Source organism: Mycobacterium asiaticum DSM 44297 (assembly GCF_000613245.1).
GTDB lineage: Bacteria > Actinomycetota > Actinomycetes > Mycobacteriales > Mycobacteriaceae > Mycobacterium > Mycobacterium asiaticum.
This window is the reverse complement of the sequence record NZ_HG964937.1, coordinates 1,683,516-1,703,021: the sequence shown is the minus strand read 5'-3', so window position 1 is coordinate 1,703,021 and position 19,506 is coordinate 1,683,516. Positions and strand designations below refer to the sequence as shown.

Annotated in this window: 17 protein-coding genes and 2 pseudogenes; 14 read left to right on the top strand and 5 right to left on the bottom strand. The window is 66.4% G+C overall.

Translation table 11 applies throughout. From position 1 onward, the window contains the following. Positions 1-29 precede the first annotated feature (29 nt). Complete coding sequence (locus tag BN972_RS18285) at positions 30-1,298, top strand: amidohydrolase family protein (protein WP_036360442.1); 1,269 nt, start codon at positions 30-32, stop codon at positions 1,296-1,298. Positions 1,299-1,301: 3 nt separating this feature from the next. On the opposite strand, the gene BN972_RS18280 is transcribed toward BN972_RS18285, so the two are convergent. Then, entirely contained in the window at positions 1,302-2,084 is a 783-nt protein-coding gene (locus BN972_RS18280; RefSeq protein WP_036360440.1) for an SDR family oxidoreductase, read from the bottom strand. A 209-nt stretch (positions 2,085-2,293) separates the two neighbouring features. On the opposite strand from BN972_RS18280, the gene BN972_RS18275 reads away from it, so the two are divergent. The 4 genes from BN972_RS18275 to BN972_RS18260 are packed head-to-tail and all read left to right on the top strand — an operon-like array spanning position 2,294 to position 5,601. Then, positions 2,294-3,229, top strand: coding sequence for an alpha/beta fold hydrolase (locus BN972_RS18275; RefSeq protein WP_235192485.1), 936 nt, complete (start codon positions 2,294-2,296; stop codon positions 3,227-3,229). 23 nt (positions 3,230-3,252) lie between these two features. After that, positions 3,253-4,092, top strand: a complete 840-nt coding sequence (locus BN972_RS18270) for a class I SAM-dependent methyltransferase (RefSeq protein WP_036360438.1) — start codon at positions 3,253-3,255, stop codon at positions 4,090-4,092. A 10-nt stretch (positions 4,093-4,102) separates the two neighbouring features. Continuing rightward, positions 4,103-4,900, top strand: a complete 798-nt coding sequence (locus BN972_RS18265; protein ID WP_036360436.1) for an SDR family NAD(P)-dependent oxidoreductase — start codon at positions 4,103-4,105, stop codon at positions 4,898-4,900. A 23-nt stretch (positions 4,901-4,923) separates the two neighbouring features. After that, the gene (locus tag BN972_RS18260; protein ID WP_036360435.1) at positions 4,924-5,601 is read left to right on the top strand and encodes a hypothetical protein; all 678 of its coding nucleotides are present in this window, start codon (positions 4,924-4,926) and stop codon (positions 5,599-5,601) included. On the opposite strand, the gene BN972_RS18255 is transcribed toward BN972_RS18260, so the two are convergent. From BN972_RS18255 to BN972_RS18245, 3 genes are read right to left on the bottom strand one after another with little or no spacing between them, the layout of a single operon-like run. Continuing rightward, positions 5,598-6,467: an NYN domain-containing protein gene (locus BN972_RS18255; RefSeq protein WP_036360434.1), complete on the bottom strand. Its 870-nt coding sequence runs from the start codon at positions 6,465-6,467 to the stop codon at positions 5,598-5,600. The genes BN972_RS18260 and BN972_RS18255 overlap by 4 nt on opposite strands. Then, positions 6,464-8,047 (bottom strand): fatty-acid--CoA ligase FadD1, encoded by a 1,584-nt coding sequence (fadD1, locus tag BN972_RS18250; protein ID WP_036360432.1) that lies wholly within the window; start codon positions 8,045-8,047, stop codon positions 6,464-6,466. Before fadD1 ends, BN972_RS18255 begins: the two co-directional genes overlap by 4 nt. Next, entirely contained in the window at positions 8,044-8,688 is a 645-nt protein-coding gene (locus BN972_RS18245) for a TetR/AcrR family transcriptional regulator (RefSeq protein ID WP_036361236.1), read from the bottom strand. Before BN972_RS18245 ends, fadD1 begins: the two co-directional genes overlap by 4 nt. Before the next feature lie 145 nt (positions 8,689-8,833). On the opposite strand from BN972_RS18245, the gene BN972_RS18240 reads away from it, so the two are divergent. Together BN972_RS18240 and BN972_RS18235 are read left to right on the top strand one after the other, a co-directional pair. After that, complete coding sequence (locus BN972_RS18240) at positions 8,834-10,060, top strand: FAD-dependent oxidoreductase (RefSeq protein WP_080696901.1); 1,227 nt, start codon at positions 8,834-8,836, stop codon at positions 10,058-10,060. Between the two features lie 35 nt (positions 10,061-10,095). Beyond that, positions 10,096-11,073, top strand: a pseudogene (locus BN972_RS18235) (Gfo/Idh/MocA family protein). On the opposite strand, the gene BN972_RS18230 reads toward BN972_RS18235, so the two are convergent. Continuing rightward, complete coding sequence (locus BN972_RS18230) at positions 11,034-11,888, bottom strand: sugar phosphate isomerase/epimerase family protein (RefSeq protein WP_051545568.1); 855 nt, start codon at positions 11,886-11,888, stop codon at positions 11,034-11,036. The pseudogene BN972_RS18235 and the gene BN972_RS18230 sit on opposite strands and share 40 nt — an antisense overlap. 163 nt (positions 11,889-12,051) lie before the next feature. Here BN972_RS18230 and BN972_RS18225 point away from each other — a divergent pair, with 163 nt between their 5' ends. The 7 genes and pseudogenes from BN972_RS18225 (at position 12,052) to BN972_RS18195 (ending at position 19,505) form a co-directional block, all read left to right on the top strand. Beyond that, on the top strand, positions 12,052-12,312 hold the full coding sequence (locus tag BN972_RS18225) for a hypothetical protein (protein ID WP_036360430.1): 261 nt from the start codon (positions 12,052-12,054) through the stop codon (positions 12,310-12,312). 136 nt (positions 12,313-12,448) lie between these two features. After that, entirely contained in the window at positions 12,449-13,126 is a 678-nt protein-coding gene (locus BN972_RS18220; RefSeq protein WP_036360429.1) for a TetR/AcrR family transcriptional regulator, read from the top strand. A 181-nt stretch (positions 13,127-13,307) separates the two neighbouring features. Next, positions 13,308-14,514 (top strand): annotated as a pseudogene (locus tag BN972_RS18215) (cytochrome P450). Continuing rightward, on the top strand, positions 14,511-15,374 hold the full coding sequence (locus BN972_RS18210) for a mycofactocin-coupled SDR family oxidoreductase (RefSeq protein WP_036360428.1): 864 nt from the start codon (positions 14,511-14,513) through the stop codon (positions 15,372-15,374). Before BN972_RS18215 ends, BN972_RS18210 begins: the two are co-directional and overlap by 4 nt. 33 nt (positions 15,375-15,407) lie before the next feature. Further along, a complete protein-coding gene (locus BN972_RS18205) occupies positions 15,408-16,379 on the top strand; it encodes an enoyl-CoA hydratase/isomerase family protein (protein ID WP_036361229.1) in 972 nt (323 codons plus the stop codon). A gap of 13 nt (positions 16,380-16,392) precedes the next feature. After that, positions 16,393-18,735 (top strand): CaiB/BaiF CoA transferase family protein, encoded by a 2,343-nt coding sequence (locus tag BN972_RS18200; RefSeq protein ID WP_036360427.1) that lies wholly within the window; start codon positions 16,393-16,395, stop codon positions 18,733-18,735. After that, on the top strand, positions 18,732-19,505 hold the full coding sequence (locus tag BN972_RS18195; RefSeq protein ID WP_036360426.1) for an SDR family NAD(P)-dependent oxidoreductase: 774 nt from the start codon (positions 18,732-18,734) through the stop codon (positions 19,503-19,505). Before BN972_RS18200 ends, BN972_RS18195 begins: the two co-directional genes overlap by 4 nt. The last annotated feature ends 1 nt before the right edge of the window (position 19,506 follow it).

Below are 19,506 nucleotides of genomic sequence, written 5' to 3'. Positions count from 1 at the left end.
CGCTCGCCCACTCGAGGAGACCGCCCCGCATGAAGTCGATTGACGACCTTGCCACCGACCTGAACTTCACCACCGCCAAAACCGGCTCCGACCGCACGGTCACGCTATTACCTGACCCGCCCAGGGCCGCCCGGCGTTACACGGTGATCTCGGTGGACGATCACATCGTCGAACCGCCCGACACCTTCACCGGGCGGCTGCCGCGCAAGTTCGCCGACCGGGCGCCCCGGGTGGTGGATACCCCGGAGGGCGGGCAAACCTGGGTGTACGACGGACAGGTGCTGCCCAATGTCGGCTTCAACGCCGTGGTTGGACGACCGGTCTCCGAGTACGGGTTCGAACCCGTTCGTTTCGACGAAATGCGCAGGGGCGCTTGGGATATTCATGCACGGGTCAAGGACATGGACCTCAACGGCATCTACGCTTCGCTGAACTTCCCGTCGTTCCTGCCGGGTTTCGCCGGGCAGCGCCTGCAGCAGGTGACCAGGGACCGCGACCTCGCCCTGGCGTCGGTGCGGGCGTGGAACGACTGGCACCTGCAGGTGTGGGCCGGGTCGTATCCGGAGCGGATCATCCCGTGTCAACTGCCCTGGCTGCTGGACCCTGAGTTGGGCGCAGAGATGATCCGGGAGAACGCCGAGCGCGGTTTCCACGCGGTCACGTTCAGTGAGAACCCGGCAATGCTGGGCTTGCCCAGCATTCACTCCGGTTACTGGGAGCCGATGATGGCGGCGTGCGCCGAGACCGGCACGGTCGTCAATCTGCATATCGGCTCGTCGGGCTCGTCTCCGTCGACGACGGCGGACGCGCCACCGGATGTGCAAGGCGTGCTGTTCTTCGCCTACGCCATCTCTGCGGCGGTGGACTGGCTCTATTCGGGACTGCCCAGCAGATACCCCGACCTGAAGATCTGCCTGTCCGAGGGTGGCATCGGTTGGGTCGCGGGGCTGCTGGACCGCCTGGACCACATGCTCAGTTACCACGAGATGTACGGCACCTGGCAGGCGCTAGGTGAGACACTCACGCCCGCAGAGGTTTTCGCGCGCAACTTCTGGTTCTGCGCGGTGGAGGACAAGTCGTCGTTCGTGCAGTACGAGCGCATCGGCGTGGACAACATCATGCTGGAGGCCGACTATCCGCACTGCGACTCCACCTGGCCGCACACCCAGCACACCATCCACTCCGAGATCGGCGGACTGCCCGACGACGTGGTCCGCAAGATCACCTGGGAAAACGCGGCTCGGCTGTACCAGCACCCGGTGCCGGTCGAGGTGCAGCGCGATCCCGATGCGTACTGACGTTCAGGTGACCCACTCGGGCTGTTCGGCGGTGTCCACCGTCGAGAAGTCCTTGTGGCCCAGTCCCGCAACGCACCCGCCATCTACCACGAATTCCGAGCCGGTGGAGTAGCTGGACTCGTCGCTGGCCAGGTAGACGACCAGGTTCGAGACTTCCTGCGGTTCGGCGATGCGCCCCAGCGCTGTCTGGAAGATGTCTTCGGGCACCCACTCGGTCATCGGTGTTCTGATCAGCCCGGGATGAATCGAGTTCACCCGAATCCCGCTGGGGCCCAACTCCAGCGCCGCGGACTTGGTCAGCCCTCGAACGGCGAACTTGGTTGCCGTGTAGCCATGGCAGGCCATGGTCCCGGCGAGTCCCTCGATCGAGGAAATGTTGATGATGGAGCCCCGGCCCGCGGCCTTCATGGGCTTGACGACCGAGCGGATGCCCAGGAATACGCCGGTGAGGTTGATGTCCAGAATGCGTTGCCACTCCGATAGCGCGTATTCCTCGAGGATTCCGACGTTGATGATGCCAGCGTTGTTGACCAGGATGTCCAGCCGGCCGAACTCGCTCATGGTGGTCTCGACCGCGGCGTCCCACTGATCCGGCTCGGTGACATCGAGGTGCAGGTAGCGCGCGGCGTCGCCGACCTCGGCCGCTACGGCCTTACCTTCGTCGTCGAGGATGTCGCCGAACACCACCTTGGCGCCTTCGGCCACCAGTGCCCGGACGTGGGATGCACCCATGCCGCGGGCCCCGCCGCTGATGAGTGCGACTTTGTCGGTCAATCGGTTCGGCATTGAATCTCCTGACTGGGTCGGGCCTCGAGTGGACGAAATGTCATCGTGGCACATCGGCTGACCGCGGCCGACCTTTCCGCGCGATCACAATGCGCAGAACTTGAAAATCGCTCGTTGCGTGGCTATTGCGCACAAGCGCGCGCCGGGTGCCGCCGATGCGTAACTTGAACCGCAACGACAAGGAGTCAACCGTGCCTATAAAACCGAAAGTGACTGTTCCACAACTGAATTACGCCGAGCGGACGGTAATCGCTGGCGACGGGGTGCGCCTGGCGGTCCGCGACTACAACGTGGGATCGGGCGGCCTGCATACCGTTGTGTTGCTGCACGGTCTGTGCCTTACGCAGGACAGCTGGGCGTTGCAGGTCCGCCTGCTGACCCATCGCTGGGGTAGCTCCGTGCGAATCATCAGCTACGACCACCGCGGACATGGCCGGTCGACGGGCGCCCCGATGCACACCTACCGCGTCGAGCGGCTGGCCGAAGATCTCGCCGATGTCCTCACCGCATTGCGCGTCACCGGGCCCCTCACCCTGGCCGGTCATTCACTCGGCGGGATGACGGCACTCGCGTATGTCAGCCGGCCCCATCAGCCGGTGCAGCCCGATGGACTGGTGCTGGTCGCGTCCGCGGCCGGACGGCTCTGCGAGCGTGGGCTGGGCCGGCTGCTGGCCACCCCAGCACCCCGGGTGCTGTTCGATCTGGTCAACCGGCTGCCGCGGCGCAGCACCGAACAGACCATCAGGAGCGCCATTGGTCCCCTTCGCACCGCTCTCACCGGCCGGCCCGGCTGCGAGCGCCCGGCACAACGCGGCCTTGCCGCTCTGGCGGTGGAATCGACACGCGCGGTATCACCGGCCACCGCGGCGGGATTCCTGCTGAACCTCCGGGATTACGACGTCTACGAGTGCCTTTCCTCGATCTCCGCAACGACCGTCGTCGTCAGCGGCGGGGCGGACATGACCACTCCGGATGCGCACGCCCACGACCTGGTCGCGGCCATACCAGGCGCGCTGCACGTGCGGCAACCGGCCGCCGGGCACATGTTGCTGCTGGACGCACCGCATTGCGTCGCCACCGCGATCAACCGTGCGATGCACCTGCAGCCCGGGGCGAAGCGGACACCCACGACGGCCGCCTGCTGACCCGGCGTCCGTAGGGTAGATCCGTGACGCGGGACAAGGTCGACTTCAATTCGGTCCAGTGGGGCTCGGTGGAGTGGACCAATCTGGTCACTCTCTATCTGCGGGCTTATGAAAGCCGGGCGCAGCAGCCGATTCTGGGCGACCGCACGGCGGCCGAGGCGGTCGCGCGGATCGACTACGACTTCAAGCGGATACACCGCATGTCGTTGCCAGTGTCGAACCAGTATCTTGTCGCGCTGCGTGCCAAACAGATCGACGACTGGTGTGCGCACTTTCTGCGTCGGCATCCCGAAGCCGTTGTGCTGCACCTCGGGTGCGGTCTGGACAGCCGCGTCTTCCGGGTGCGGGTGCCGGGGTCGGTGCAGTGGTTTGACCTGGACCAGCCGGGAGTGATCGAGTTGCGCCGCCGGTTGTATACCGACACCGCGAGCTACCGCATGATCGGCTCGTCGGTGACCGACCCGGGGTGGCTTTCGGACATCCCGGTCGGGCGGCCCACCCTGGTCATCGCCGAAGGCCTGCTGATGTATCTGCCGCCGGCCGAGGTCCGGCGGCTGCTCGCCCGCCTGACAGCTCAATTCGACAGTGGCGAAATGCTTTTCGACACCGTATCCCCGCTGGGGCCGGTAACGTCGAAGGTGTTCACCAAGGGCATCGTCAAGTGGGGCATCCGCAACGCCCGCGAGCTGCAGGACTGGAACCCCAGCCTGCACCTGCTGGAGCGGCGACCCGTGCTGGCCGCGTACGACAAAATCCCTGTTACCGCCGTGCGTTTGCTCTACCGAATGTTCTCGGTAACCGTCGGGGGCTCCTACGACGTGCTCAACCGTTTCCAGTACCGGGCTCCCAGCGGGATCGGCTAGCGTCAGCGGCATGGAGCTGACCGGAAAAACTGTTCTGCTGACCGGCGCGACCGGTGGCCTTGGCCGCGCCATCGCCAAGGCGCTCGCCGAGCGCAGAGCGCATCTGATCGTGAGCTCGCGCAAGCCGCAGGAACTGGCCGAGCTAGTGGCCTCGCTGCCGGGTGGCGGCCACCGGACGATCGTCAGTGACCTTGCCGAACCGGGTGCGGGCCCGGCGTTGCTTGCCGAAGCCGGCCCGATCGACGTGTTGGTGTCCAACGCGGCGCTGCCGGCCTCGGGCAAGCTGGACAGTTACACCGCCGAGCAGGTCGACCGCGCGCTGCGGGTCAATCTCGAGGTGCCCGTACAGATGACCCGCGAGCTGATCCCGGCCTTCATCGCCCGCGGGTCGGGTCACTTCGTCTACATCTCGTCGATCTCGGGCAAGACGGCGACGGCCCGGGCCTCGCTGTACGCGGCGACCAAGTTCGGCCTGCGGGGTTTCGCCCTGTGCCTGCGTGACGATCTGCGCCCGGACGGGATCGGTGTCTCGGTGGTCAGTCCCGGGGCGATCAGTGGCGCGGGCATGTTCGCCGACTCCGGAGCGGACGCGCCGCCGCTGATCGGCACCGGGAAGCCGGATCAGGTGGGCGCCGCCGTGGTCACCGCGATCGAGCGCAATCGCGGTGAGGTCACCGTGGCACCGCTGCGCCAGCGGGCGCTTGCGCGGTTCGCCGCCAATGCTCCCGAAGTGGCCTCCCGCCTGGCCGGAAGCGTGGCCGCCAAGGCGGCTGACCAGATCGCCGCCGGGCAACTCGACAAGCGCTGAAAATCTGATGGCATCCTGGCCTCGTGGGTGTGCTGTTCCGCTTGCTCGAGTTGCTGCTGCTGGTGCTGCCGATGGTCGGTTTGATCGCGGCCGGCATCAAGGCGATCTCTTCCTTCAATAAGCGGGCGAGGCAGTCGGGTAGCGGTTCGGGGCCGGACGAGATCTCCGACGTGCCGGCGAGCACGGGTTCAGCCGGCAATCAAGCGGCGCACTGGCGTGCTATCAGGCGCGCACTCGAAGCGCACGAGGACACCGACGCGCGCTGGCTGGCCTACGAACTCGACGCATCGCGGTTGCTGGACTTTCCGGTGATGACCGATATGCGAGACCCGCTGACAACCCGCTTCCACAAGGCCAAGCTGCGGGCCGACCTGCTCAAGCCCCTGCGCGCCGAGGATCTTTCGGACGACCGGGACGCCGCGCGGCAATACCTCGATGCCGTCGAGGACTACGTGACCGCGTTCAACGCCGCCGAAGCCGAGGCGATGCGCAGACGGACCAACGACTTCTCCAAAGAGGAGAAGCAACGGGTGGCGCGCGCCCAGAACCTGCTGCGGATCGCCGCGGACTCCGGCGCCACGGTTGCCGAACGCCAGCACGCCTACGGGTTGGCGCGTACCGAACTCGACGGCCTCATCGTGCTGCCCGACGTCACCCGAAGCAGCATCGAGCGCGGCATCGCCGGCGAGATCGACCGTTAAGGGGCGTCGGACTTCAGGCGCACCATCCGCGTGGTCGTGCTCTCGTCCAGTTCCACCAGATCGGCGCGGGATCGCAGGAAATCGCTGAAAGACTTGAATCCCAGCGACTTTTCGCTGAACGACGGGTTCATCCGCTTCATTTGCGCCTTGACTTGCGAATTGTGCAGCCAGTCCGCGTCATCCTTTTCCTGGCTGATCCGCAGGGCACGTTCGAGCAAAGCGGTTGCCGCGGCTTGCGAATCAGGAGGTGCCGGCTCGTCGTCGGGTTCAGCGACACTGGCGTGGCGGCCGCGCTTTTTCGGTTGGGTCGCTGCGGCCGGCGGCGAGATGCCGGGCAGCGCGTCATAGGTGAGGAAGTCGTCGCACGCCGCGGCCAGTGACTGGCTGCTGGCTCCGGCCACCCCGATGCCGACGACATAGCGCCCCAGCCGCTTGCAGCGCTGCGCCAGTGCGATGTAGTCGGAGTCCCCACCGACGATGACCACGTGGGTCAGGTCGGGTAACCGGAACATGTCTTCGACCGCGTCGACGGCCAGCCGGATGTCGGCGCCGTTCTTGCCGTACGCGGCCGCCGGAAACAACTGCACCAGGTCGACGGCGCGGCCCACCAACTGGCCGTGGTACGCGGCGTTCACCTCGGCGGACCAGTCGGCATACGCGCGGGTGAGCACCAGCGTGCCAAACGACGACGCGAAATCCATGATGGCGCCCAGATCGACGGTGGCCACCCGCAACCGGTCCTGGTCGAGCCCCTTGGCCTTGTCACGCTGGAACGAGTTGCGGCCGTGCACCTGGTCGTAGCGGGAGATGACGATGTTGTCGAAGTCGAAATAGACCGCCACCCGAGTCCCGCCATTCTCGGTCATGACCTCACCGTCCGGTATGCAGTACCGCGTTCCGCACGCTCCCACAGGGTTTCCCCTGCGCCGACCGTGGTGCCCGCCGCGATCAGCTGACGCTTGAGCACCTTGTGGGTGGCGGTGCTGGGCAGGTCGGCGGCGATGCGGACGTAGCGCGGCCGCGCCTTGGGAGACAGGTCGGGCTGTGCGTCGAGGAATGCTTCGAAGGATTCGGGGTCGAACGCGCTTCCCTCGTGCAGCACGACCGCCGCCATCACCTGGTCCCCGACCCGGCCGTCCGGGACGGCATACACCGCAACCCGGTTGATGGCCTTGTGCCGCAGCAGGATTCGCTCGATCGGCGCCGCCGCGAGATTCTCGCCATCCACCCGCATCCAATCAGCGGTGCGGCCGGCCAGGTAGATCCAGCCCTGTGCGTCCTTATAGGCCAGGTCACCCGACCAGTACATCCCGTCCCGTAGCCGTTCGGCGTTGGCTTGCGGGTCGTTGTAGTAGCCGGTGAAGAAGCCCGATCCGGTGGTGTTGACCAGTTCGCCGACGGCCTCGTCCGCGTTGAGCAGGGCGCCGTTCTCGTCGAGCTCGGCGATGGGGCATTCGGTGTTGGTGTCGCTGTTGTAGACCGCCACCCCGTCGGCGCCTTTACCGATCGAGCCGGGCGGCGTGCCCGGCTCGCGGATCACGATGACCGCGTTTTCGGTCGATCCGAAGCCGTCTTCGACTTGTACGCCGAAGCGGCGGCCGAATTCCTCGATGTCTTTCTCGTTGGCCTCGTTCCCGAACGCGACCCGCAGCGGATTGTCGGCGTCATCGTCGCGTTCGGGTGTCGCGAGGATGTAGGCGAGGGGCTTGCCGACGTAGTTCATGTAGGTCACGTTGTACCGGCGGACATCGCTGAGGAAATTGCTCGCCGAGAATTTCGCCGGCACGATCGCGGCACCGGAGACCACGGCGGGGGCCCACCCGGCAACTACCGCGTTGGAGTGGAACAGCGGCATGGACACATAGCAAGTGTCCCGCTCGGTCAACCCGAAGCGCTCGGCCAGGCTGCGCCCGGCGAAGGCCGGCATCAGGTGCGAGACCTGGACGGCCTTCGGATTACCGCTGGTGCCGGACGTGAAGATCATCATGAACGGGTCCATCATCTCGACCTGGCGGTACGGAACGAGGGGACCGGCGGCGGCGATCAACTCTTTCCATTGCTGACCGGAGGTGTCGAGAACCCGTGTGCCGCCCAGGTCCAACCCGTCCAGCAGTGGGCGGTGCTCGGCATCGGTCACCACGATCTGACAGTCCGCGCGCCGGATGTCTGCGGCCAGCGCCTCGCCCCGGCGCGTGGTGTTCAGCCCACACAGGACGTAACCACCCAGGCCGGCCGCCGCCATTTGCGTCAGCATGTCCGGTGTGTTGCCCAGCAGGGAACCGATGTGCATTGGCCGATCCCGGTCCGCGGCGGCCAGCAGCGCTGCGGCCTGTGCCGCCGACTCGGTGAGATAGTCACGCCAGGTCCATTGCAGGTCACCGAATTTCACCGCGATGCCGGCGTCGGACACCCGCTGGCCGAGCAGTGCTTGCATCGTCTCGGTCATGAATTCGGCTCCGCCCGTTGCTGGTTCGTGTCGATATAGCAGCTGAGGATCTCAACGAGCAGCCGACGGTCCTTGGTCGTGTCGACAGGCCGATGCATGACCAATTGGTTGGCGATCATGCCGCGCAAGGTGGTCAGCAGATGCTCGCCGATGGCCGCACTCTGGTTCGGGCTGAGGTTGCGATCGATCGCACTACCCAGCGTGTTGAACGTCTTGGCCAGACGTTTGATGTGCCCGGTGGCGGCGGTGCCGCGGGTGGCGCGGGTGCCGATCAGAATTTCGGTTGCCGCACGTGCGGTGGGGCTGGACATGGCCCGCCACGCCGAGGTGACCACCGCCTCCACCCGATCACGGGTGGGTGTGTCCTCGGTCGCCACCGCCGTGGATCGCAGGGCGTCCAGCAACTCGTCGAAGCCCTGGTCCACCACCGCCATCAGGAGGCCGTCCCGGTCACCGAAGTGGTACTGGATCACTCCCCAGGTGACGCCCGCGCTGTCGGCGATGTGGCGGCCGCTGGCCGCCGCGATACCCTCGCTGAGCACGATCCGCACCGTCACGTCGATCACCATCGCACGGGTGCGCTCGGCCCGGACCTGATTGCCGTGGGCCGGTCGCGTCGGAGCGGCTCGTCGCGTCGTCACCACCACAGCACCTTTCTGTCACCCGGCGTGGCGCCGCCGGTCGTCAAAAATTGCAGTTGTCACGTTATGACAAGACGGTCGGCGCGATGGAGTCAACCTGGCACGGACTGGATTCGCTGCGGCCGAGACCTATGCTTGAGCCGTCATGGCCGAGAAGACGACTTGCGCGATCATTGGAGGCGGCCCGGCGGGCATGGTCCTCGGGCTGTTGCTGGCCCGGGCCGGCGTGGACGTCACCCTGTTGGAAAAGCACGGTGATTTCCTGCGCGACTTCCGCGGCGACACCGTGCATTGCACCACCTTGCGGCTGCTCGACGAATTGGGTCTGTGGGAACGTTTTTCGAGGCTGTCGTACACCGAAGTCCGCAACGCGGCATTCGAGTCGAATGGCCGATCGGTGACCTACGTTGACTTCGGCCGGCTGCGTCAACCGCACCCGTTCATCGCGATGGTGCCGCAGTGGGACCTGCTCAACCTGCTCGCCGAGGCCGCGACCGCCGAGCCGACGTTCACCCTGCGGATGAACACCGAGGTCACCGGGCTGCTGCGGGAGGGTGACCGGGTGACCGGGGTCCGCTATCGGGGTCGCGACGGCAACGGCGACGGCGAAGGCGAGCTGCGTGCCGAACTCACCGTCGCCTGCGACGGACGGTGGTCCATCGCCCGGCAGGAGGCCGGTCTGCCGGCCCGCGAGTTCCCAGTGAACTTCGACGTCTGGTGGTTCCGGCTGCCCCGCGACAACAACACCGAATTCTCGTTCCTGCCGCGCACCGGCCCAGGCAAGGCTCTGGCTGTGATTCCGCGCGAGGGTTACTTTCAAATCGCCTACCTGGGGCGCAAGGGCAGCGACGCGCAGCTGCGGGCGCAGGGCATCGAGGCATTCCGGCACGACATCGCCGCGCTGGTGCCGGAGGCGGCCGGATCGGTGGACGCGCTGGAGTCCATGGACGACGTCAAGCACCTCGACGTCCGGGTGAATCGCCTACGACGCTGGCATCGCGCGGGACTGCTGTGCATCGGCGACGCGGCCCACGCCATGTCCCCGATGGGGGGCGTCGGCATCAACCTGGCGGTTCAGGATGCCGTGGCTGCCGCGACCATCCTGGCCGAACCGCTGCAACAGCACCGGGTCACCGACCGTGACCTGGCCAGGATCCGTCGCCGCCGGGTAATCCCCGCCGCCATAACGCAATCCGTGCAACTCGTGCTGCATCGGCGGTTGCTTGGACCGCTGCTACGCGGCGCGGACCCCGCGCCGCCGGAATCGGTCCTGCGCTTTATCGAGCGCTTCCCGTGGGTCTCGTTTCTACCCGCGTATTTCATCGGAGTCGGCGTCCTGCCCGAGCGCGCTCCCGCGTTCGCACGCCGCTGAGTGGCGCGGTGCGGTGCTAGCGTGAACCGGTGTCCATCCGCATCGGCATTCTCGGCGCGGCGCGAATAGCGCCGCTGGCGCTGGTGAATCCGGCGAAAGGGAACGCCGAGGTGGTGGTGGTGGCCGTGGCGGCCCGTGACGTCTCGCGCGCACAGTCATTCGCCACCAAGCACGGCATCGGCCGCGTACACGACAGTTACGACACACTGATTGCCGACCCGGACATCGATGCCGTCTACAACCCGTTGCCGAACGGGATGCACGGCCGGTGGACCCGCGCCGCGCTGAGCGCCGGCAAGCATGTGCTGTGTGAGAAGCCGTTCACCGCCAACGCCGCCGAGGCCCGCCAAATCGCTGCCACGGCAGCGGAATCGGGCAAGGTGGTGATGGAGGCATTCCACTACCGCTATCACCCGCTGACACTGCGGATCGAGGAGATCATCGCCTCGGGCGAGTTGGGCACGCTGCGCCGGGTGGAGGCCACCATGTGCTTCCCGCTGCCCAAGTTCTCCGACATCCGCTACAACTACTCCCTTGCCGGTGGCGCCACGATGGACGCCGGCTGTTACGCCGTTCACATGGTCCGCACGTTCGGCCGCGCTACTCCGGAAGTCGTCTCCGCACAGGCGAAGCTGCGCGACCCGCAGGTCGACCGGGCCATGGCGGCCGAACTCCGTTTCGCCGAAGGGCATACCGGCCGGGTCCGCACCTCGATGTGGTCGAGGCGGCTACTAGACATGAGCGCCAAAGTGATCGGCGATGACGGCGAGCTGCGGGTGCTCAATCCTGTTGTCCCGCAGCTGTTTCACCGACTGACCGTGAAATCGTCGAGCGGCAGACGGGTGGAGCGCTTGTCGCGGCGTGCCTCATACGCGTATTAGCTCGACGCATTCGCGGCCGCGGTGCTGCGTGGCCAGCCGGTCAAGACCTCGCCCGAAGATGCCGTCGAGAACATGACCGTCATCGACGCGATCTATCGCGCCGCCGGGTTGCCGGTGCGCGAGCCGGCCTGACCCTGCGCGAGTTCCAGCAGCCGTCGTGCGGCATCGACGCAGGGCCGCAGCCGGTCGAATGGCCCCACGCCGGCCAGCGCCAGGGACCGTTGGGGCACCTCGACCTCGATCACGATGTCGGGCGGGAGCGCGCACAGGATGTCGAGCAGGGGGAGTTCGCCCTCGCCGGGCGCCAGGCGTTCGAACATCGCCTCCTGCAGGTAATCGCCCATGCGCGGCCGCAGCGTGGTGTCGTTGATCTGTGCATAGCCGATGCGGACGGGGTCGATCGCCGCCAGCTCGGCTGCACCGGAACCGGAGCGAACGAGGTGCATGGTGTCCACCAACAGCCGCAAGTCGGGCCGCCCGACATGCTGAATCGCAGCGAGGGCGGTGGGCAGGTCGCCGATGGGCATGGCGGGTACCGGTTCAACAACCGCCTGCAAGCCGCGCGCGGCGGCGAGCTCGGTCAGCACACCCAGCTGGTCGAACGTGTGCTCACGGTCCGGGTCGATACTGACGACGTTGATCAGCGGCGCGCCGAGGTCGGCCACCACATCCAGGTCGGCGCACAGGCTGTGGATATCCGCCCCCGGCGCGATGAGGAATCCGTCCGCCAGCGTTATCGTCACCTCCCGCTCACGCAGCGCGGCCCGCACCGCATCGCGCAGCGCAGCGTCGCGCTTCAGGGAAAACGTCGGGTAGCGCAGCTGCTTGAGAGGAAGCCCCCGCAGGAATATCGACATGCAGCGGCAGCCGAGGTCCGCGGCGAGATGGACGAACTCCACCGGCGGTAGACCGAAAACACTCAGGTAACCGACGCCCAAGTGGTCCATAACCCGAGCAGGCTACCCCGGTGCATTGACCCCCGTCGGCGTTTGGCACGACGCGGGCACGGGTAATCAAGATCCAACCGAAAAGTCGACGGTCCGCCGTTATCGCAGGTCAAGGCGGCGCAGCAGGAGGCGCCGGGCGAGCGGACCCGCCAGGAGGTCGAGAATGAACATCAAGAAATTCGCCGGGACAACGACCATGTTGGGTGCGCTGGGGGCGGCGGCGCTGGGCCTCGGTGCAGGTATGGCCGAAGCAAAGCCCGGCCCGCATATCCCAGGTCCGCCCAACCCACCGGGACCGGGAATCGACAACCCGGTCAACTGGTGGGGCCCGGGTCCGGCACCCGGCCAGATCAAGAAGTTCTGCCCGTGGCAGTCCCCGCCCGGTCAGTGGATCGGTGGTCCGCACGGGATACCGTGCACGTGATCCTCACCTGATCAATAGCGCAAACAAGGCCCCCGCTCGGCATCCCGCCGGGCGGGGGCTTTGCCTGTCGCCAGCCGGGCTTGGCTGACACTACGAATGTAGAGTACGCTCTGCAGCCAAGCCGACGAAGGTGCCGATGGATAAGCGACGCAAGCCAAACCCCGCCGAACGCCGCCGCGATCTGTGCGATGCGGCGATCCAACTGCTGGCTGACGACGGGGCCAAGGGGCTGAGCCACCTGAAGGTCGACCGTAAGTCCGGGGTGCCCGACGGAACCACCTCGTTCTACTTTCGCACCCGCTCCGCACTGTTGCTGGCCGTCGCCGAGCGACTGGCTGAGCTCGACATGGCGAATCTCCAAGCAGTCGCGGACAACTCGGCCAACCCCCGCAACGCGGGGTCGCCGTCGCTGCTGTCACAGGTGGTCATCCAGTCCGGCCAGGAACCGGAACTCTCTCGCACCAAGGCGCGCTACGAGTTGACCATGCAGGCCGCGCGCGACCCGGCTCTGGCCACGACGCTGCAGCAGGGCACCGAAGCTTTTACCAAGCTGCACCGCGAGATTCTGGTCCAACTGATGCCGCGCGGCGCCGAGCTGGAATCGGCGGTGGTCGAGGATCTGAGCAACATCACCCTGACCTTCATCAACGGCCTGTTGCTCCGGTTCGCCCATGGCGACCGAATCGTCGGCAGCGCAGCGCAACTCGACGGGATTCTGGCGGCCATCGCCTCCGGTGTGCTCAAGAGTCCAGACAAAGGAGAGCTGACCCGCGCAGAGGGCCGGCGTCCGGCACGCCGGAGCGGGCGGCGTTGAGTGGAACCTTGTCACAACACCCGCTATGTGGTTCTCTACGAGAATAGAGAAAAGCAGACGTCCTCATGCTCGACCGGACCGCCCGATTAAGCGAAGTGTAGAAATTTTCCAAAACCCCCGTCCCACCGCTGATTTGGCCGGCATCGGTGGGCACTCGGGACGCCGGCGGTAGGAGTTCTCCGTGACCACAAGCACCGACAGCCAGATCCGTTTCGATCCCTACGACGCGGAACTCATCGTCGACCCCTACCCGATGTTCGGGCGGTTGCGTGACGAGGCGCCGCTGTATTACAACGCCCAATACGATTTCTACGCGCTGAGCCGCTTCGCCGATGTGAACAAGGCTTTGATCGACCACGTCACCTTCAGCTCGGCCCGCGGCGCGATCCTGGAGCTGATCAAGGCCAACCTCGACATCCCGTCCGGAATGCTGATCTTCGAGGACCCGCCCATCCACGACGTGCACCGCAAACTGCTGTCGCGGATGTTCCACCCCCCGCAAGATCGCCGCGCTGGAACCGATGATTCGCGAGTTCTGCGCACAGTTGCTCGATCCGCTGGTCGGATCGGGCCGGTTCGACTTCGTCACCGACCTCGGCGCGCTGATGCCGATGAAGGTCATCAGCGCACTGCTCGGCATTCCCGAGGACGACCAGGTCTACATCCGTGACCGCGGCAACGCCCAGCTGCGTACCGAGGCGGGCAAGCCGATGCACGCCGCGGAACAGGGCCTGTCGGTGGGCGAGCAGTTCGCCGCCTACATCGACTGGCGCGCCGACAATCCTTCCGACGACATCATGACCGAGCTGCTAAATGTCGAGTTCGTCGACGAGACGCGCACCACGCGTCGGCTGACCCGGGACGAGATACTCGTGTACCTCAACGTGGTCGCCGGGGCCGGAAATGAGACCACCACGCGGCTGATCGGGTGGGCGGGCAAGGTGCTCGCCGAACACCCCGACCAGCGCCGCGAAATCGTCGCCGACCCCGCGCTGATCCCGCAGGCCATCGAGGAGCTGCTGCGCTACGAACCGCCGGCACCGCACGTGTCCCGATACGTCACCCGCGACGTCACCCTGCACGGCCAGACGGTGCCCGAAGGCAGCGTGCTGATGATGCTGATCGGTGCGGCATGCCGCGACCCCCGCCAATTCGGGCCCGACGCAGACGTTTTCAACATCCACCGCATCGCCCGGCCCCACCTGACGTTCAGCGTCGGGACGCATTTCTGCCTGGGCTCCGCGCTGGCCCGCCTGGAAGGACGAGTCGCTTTGGAGGAGATCGTCAAACGGTTCCCCGAGTGGGACGTCGACCTGAGCAACGCCAAGCTGAGCCCGACATCCACGGTGCGCGGCTGGGAATCGATGCCGGCTGTGGTGACACAGTGACCGAGCGAGCCGAACAGACCGAACGGGCCGGGCGGGTCGCGGGCAAGGTCGCTTTCATCAGCGGCGCCGCGCGTGGGCAGGGCCGCAGCCACGCGGTGCGCCTGGCCCAGGAAGGCGCCGACATCATCGCGGTCGACATCTGCGGACCCATCGACAATCTGGCCTACGACTCCGCGACGCCAGCCGATCTCGCCGAGACCGCCGACTTGGTCGAGGCCCTGGGGCAACGCATTGTCACCGCCGAGGTGGACGTGCGCGATTTCGACGCGCTACGGGCCGCGGTGGACGACGGTGTGCAGCAACTCGGCCGCCTGGACATCATCGTCGCCAACGCCGGCATCGGGACCTTCGGCAACAAACTGCACAAGTTACCCGAGCACATCTGGCAGGACATGATCGACGTGAACTTATCCGGCGTGTGGAAGACCGTGAAAGCCGGTGTACCACACGTGATAGCGGGCGGACGGGGCGGTTCCATCGTGCTGACCGGTTCGGTCGGTTCGCACAAGGCGCTTGCCTACACCGGTCACTACATCGCCGCCAAGCACGGCGTGATGGGGCTGATGCGCAGCTTCGCCGTCGAACTCGGCCAGCACAGCATCCGGGTGAACTCGGTGCACCCCAGCCAGGTCAACACGCCGATGACCATGAACGAGGTGACATTTCGCCTGTTCCGGCCGGACCTGGAGAACCCGGGACCGGAGGATTTCGCGCCGTTTTCGCAGATGACACACACGTTGCCGGTGCCGTGGGTGGAAGCCGTCGACATCAGCAACGCCGTGTTGTTCCTCGCCTCTGACGAATCACGTTATGTCACAGGCGTTTCCCTACCCATCGATGCGGGCGCCTTGCTCAAATAGACACCCAACCAGGCAACAGAAGTGGAGAAAGACATGCCCGAATACGACTACGAAGAAATGAAAAAGGAAGCCGAGCAGTACATAAAGTTCGAAAAGGACGTCAAGAACAGAATCGCCTACATCACCTTCGACCGCCCCGACGCACAGAATTCCACCACCCTGGGCATGCGGCAGAACTACGCCGACCTGATCCATAAGTGCAACGTGGACGACGACGTCAAGGTAGTGGTGATCCGCGGCGAAGGCGAGGACTTCGGCAGCGGAGGTGATCTGCCCGAACAGCGAGGCATGCTGGAAAATCCCGGAATGCCGCTGCTGCACGAACTGGCCATCAACGACGACGACGTCAAGTACCCCCCAGGCGGTTCCTATCGCTACCTGTCTACGGTAACCGACTTCTACGCCAAAGCCCGCGCCGGAAACCGTCCGCTGCAGGAACTTCGGAAGATCAGCATCATCGAGGCCAAGGGCTACTGCTACGGCTGGCACTTCTATCAGGCCGGCGACGCCGACCTGGTGATCTCCTCCGACGATGCCCTGTTCGGGCACCCGGCGTTCCGCTACGTCGGCTGGGGTCCGCGGCTGTGGTGGTGGGCGGAGACGATGGGCCTGCGCAAGTTCTCCGAGATGCTTTTCACCGGGCGGCCCTTCAGCGCGAAGGAGATGTACGACTGTGGCTTCGTCAACAGCGTGGTGCCCCGCGACAAGCTGGAGGAGGAGACGGCGAAGTACGCGCTGGCCTGCTCGCGGTCCCGTCCCACGGACACCGTCGCGGTGCAGAAGACCTTCCTCGAGCTCTACAAGCAACACAAGGGGGAGTACTTCGGCAGCCTTCTCACCGGCATGGTCGAGGGCATGCTGCCGATGATCGCCAACGACAAGGACAACGACGTCGACCTGACCGAAGGCACCTTCAGCAGGGGTCTCAACAACGTGGTGAAGGACAACGACCTGAACTTTCCGCCGGAGTGGCGGCTCAGCCGCTCGGGCCGTCAAAAGCCCTGACCGCGGTTCCGTGATGTCGGCGTTGACGGGGTTCCGCATTGTCGAGCTGGCCGACTCGGTCGCCGGCGAATACTGCGGAAAGCTGTTGTCGGACTTCGGCGCCGAAGTCGTCAAGATCGAGGCGCCCGGCTGCGGCAGCAGCACCCGGGCGATGGCGCCGGTGCTGGCCCGCCGACCCGGGTATGCCCCGGCGCCGGAAGGCAGCGTGCTCTTCGCATACCTCAACACCAACAAGCGCTCGGTGGAGCTGGACATCACCGATACCCATCTGCAGCAGCTGATAGCCAGCGCCGACGCGGTGATCGGGCAGGACTTTTCCGGCCTGCCCGAACGGCATCCGGAAGTGGTGTTCTGCTCGATCACCCCGTTCGGTCAGGACGCGCCCCTGGAGTATCGAAACGCCGCGAGCATCAACGTTTTCCACGCCAGTGGCTGGGGTTACCACACGCCCAGCCACGCAGATCCGGCGGAGCCGCCACTGCAGGGGCCCGGCCGATTCCTGGCCGACTACGAGGCAGGGCTCGAGGCCGCCCTCTGCGTCGCGTCGGCGCTGCTGCGCCGGTTGCGCACCGGCCAGGGCGAATCCATCGACATCTCACAGCAGGCCGTGCTGGTGTCCCGCAGCGACTGCATCGTCGGCCGATTCCTCACCGGAGAAGCTCCCGCGACCGGCGAGCGGGGTGACTACGATCAGCAGGGTCCGGCGTCGTTCTTCGCCTGCGCGGACGGGTTCGTCTACCTGTATGTGACCAACCGGGCGCACTGGCTGGGCGTCAAAGCGCTGCTGGGACAATCGGAGTGGCTGAACGCATTCGACGACGACTGGCTGGAGTTCGCCGTCACCCCGCAAAAGGTCGCCACCTTCCAGCGTGGCTTCGCGGCCTGGGTCAGGGACCTGCCCCGGGAGGCGGCCGCCGACCGCGCGCAACAATTGGGAGTCCCGCTGGTCCCGGTCAATGGCGCCGAGGACCTGCACCGCTCGCCGCAATACCGGCACCGCCGGTTCTTCCGGCAACTACGGCACCCGGTGCTGGGCAACGCTGCCTATCCGACTGTGCCCTACGCGCTCAGCGCCACACCGGCCGAATTGACCGCTGCCGCCCCTCGTCTCGGTGAGCACACGGCGTCGATACTCAATGCGCCCGTCAGGTCACGCCCCCAACACCGGGCGCGGTCGATGCGCACGACCATCAATGATCGGGGCGGCCCGCTGGCAGGCGTGCGCGTGGTGGAACTGACCAAGGTGTGGGCCGGCCCCTATGCCGGAAAACTGTTGGCGCTGTTGGGTGCCGAGGTGATCAAGGTCGAATCCGCTGCGATCCCCGAGGAGATGCGGGCCTACGGCGGCACCGACGTCAACCACGCACCGTTCTTTCTGAGCATCAACCCCGAGATCCTCAGCGTGGACCTCGACATCAAGTCGGCCGCGGGCATGGCCCGGTTGCACGAATTGATCCGGCACAGCGACATCGTCATCAACAATCTGCGACCGGGCGCGATGGAACGGCAGGGACTCGGCTACGAGCAACTGAAAGCCTTGAATCCCGGCATCATCTCGGTGTCGATCAAGATGTGGGGCAATGACGGACCGTTGGGGCACCAGACCGGTTACGCACCGTGCTTCGCCGCGCTGGCCGGGCTCGCCTCGTTGGTCGGTCACCCCGGTGGCCCGCCGCTCGGCGCCAGCATGCGGTACGGAGATTCGACCGTGGGTGCTGCCGCCGCATACGCCGCCGTCGTGGCCCTCCTACATCGCGAAGCCGGCGGAGTGGGTCAGTTCATCGACGTCTCGGCCGTCGAAACCCTGTCGTCGATGATCGGGGATTGCCTGCTGCATCAGAGCTACACCGGCGGCCCACTGCTGCCCGAGGGCAACCGACATCCGGACAGGTGCCCACACGGGTGCTACCCGTGTGCCGAGGGCGCCTGGATCAGCCTGGCCGTCGGTACGAACGAACAGTGGCAGCGGCTGTGCGCCGTGCTCGAGGCGGACGAACTGGCCCATGATCCCCGATACGCGACCGCCGACGGGCGCCACCGGCACCGCGACACGCTTGACGCCACGCTGGCGGCTCTCACCCACCCCCATGACGCAGCGAGACTGGCCTGGCGCCTCCGGCTGGCCGGGGTGCCGGCCGCCAAGAGCGCAACATCTCTCGACGTGATCAGCGACCCGTTGTTGTGGGACCGCGAGCTGTACCGCTTCGTCACCGATCACCGCGAAGGCCAACGCCCGATCGTCGGGCCGGCATGGCGAATGGCGAACTGCCCGGCCGAAATCGCGCGCGGCGCCCCCGATCTGGGTGAGCACAACGACTACGTCCTGCACGCGAGTGACTCGGGAGCCCGACCATGACAACTGCGACACCGCCGCTGACCGGTACCGCCGCGCTGGTCAGCGGTGCCAGCAGCGGTATCGGTGCCGCCACGGCCAAAGCCCTTGCCGCCCATGGCGCGGCGGTGGCGCTGCTGGCTCGGCGAACGGACCGGCTCCGCGAGCTGTGTGACGAGATAGCCGCCGCGGGCGGCACCGCGGTGGTGACGGCGGCCGATGTCACCGACGCCGAACACGTCGCCACGGCGGTGCAACACGCGGTTAGCGAGCTGGGCCGCCTCGACGTCGTGGTGAACAACGCCGGCCTGATGCGGATGGGTGCGGCCGCCGAAGCCGCCCTGCAGGATTGGGACGACCTGATCGAGGTCAACATCAAGGGGGTCCTGTACCTGACCAGGGCCGCGCTGCCGCATCTGATCGAGGCGGCCGCTGACTCGCCGCGCGGAGTGGCCGATCTGGTCACCATCAGCTCGACGGCCGGGTGGGTGGCCCGGCCCGGCACCGCGGTGTACTCGTTGACCAAGTTTGGGGTGAACGCATTCAGCGAAGGCATCCGGCAAGAGGTGCTGGGCAAGCGGGTCCGGGTCGGGGTCGTCGGCCCCGGCACCGTCGACACCGAGATCTTCAGCCATCTGGCGGCACCGGCGCGGGAGACCATGGAACGACAGACCGCGGACATGGTGAAGTTGCGCCCGTCGGACATCGCCGACGCGGTGCTGTACATGGTCACCCGCGACCGCCGGGTCGCCGTCAACCACATGCTGGTGCGCGCGGCCGAACAGACTTGGTGAA

Bases quoted from the DNA above. Each gene is read 5' to 3' on its own strand.
- BN972_RS18255 (WP_036360434.1), bottom strand. From the start codon at position 6,467: ATGACCGAGAATGGCGGGACTCGGGTGGCGGTCTATTTCGACTTCGAC.
- BN972_RS18205 (WP_036361229.1), top strand. From the start codon at position 15,408: ATGCCCGAATACGACTACGAAGAAATGAAAAAGGAAGCCGAGCAGTAC.
- BN972_RS18225 (WP_036360430.1), top strand. From the start codon at position 12,052: ATGAACATCAAGAAATTCGCCGGGACAACGACCATGTTGGGTGCGCTG.
- BN972_RS18280 (WP_036360440.1), bottom strand. From the start codon at position 2,084: ATGCCGAACCGATTGACCGACAAAGTCGCACTCATCAGCGGCGGGGCC.
- BN972_RS18220 (WP_036360429.1), top strand. From the start codon at position 12,449: ATGGATAAGCGACGCAAGCCAAACCCCGCCGAACGCCGCCGCGATCTG.
- BN972_RS18195 (WP_036360426.1), top strand. From the start codon at position 18,732: ATGACAACTGCGACACCGCCGCTGACCGGTACCGCCGCGCTGGTCAGC.
- fadD1 (WP_036360432.1), bottom strand. From the start codon at position 8,047: ATGACCGAGACGATGCAAGCACTGCTCGGCCAGCGGGTGTCCGACGCC.
- BN972_RS18285 (WP_036360442.1), top strand. From the start codon at position 30: ATGAAGTCGATTGACGACCTTGCCACCGACCTGAACTTCACCACCGCC.
- BN972_RS18230 (WP_051545568.1), bottom strand. From the start codon at position 11,888: ATGGACCACTTGGGCGTCGGTTACCTGAGTGTTTTCGGTCTACCGCCG.
- BN972_RS18240 (WP_080696901.1), top strand. From the start codon at position 8,834: ATGGCCGAGAAGACGACTTGCGCGATCATTGGAGGCGGCCCGGCGGGC.
- BN972_RS18265 (WP_036360436.1), top strand. From the start codon at position 4,103: ATGGAGCTGACCGGAAAAACTGTTCTGCTGACCGGCGCGACCGGTGGC.
- BN972_RS18200 (WP_036360427.1), top strand. From the start codon at position 16,393: ATGTCGGCGTTGACGGGGTTCCGCATTGTCGAGCTGGCCGACTCGGTC.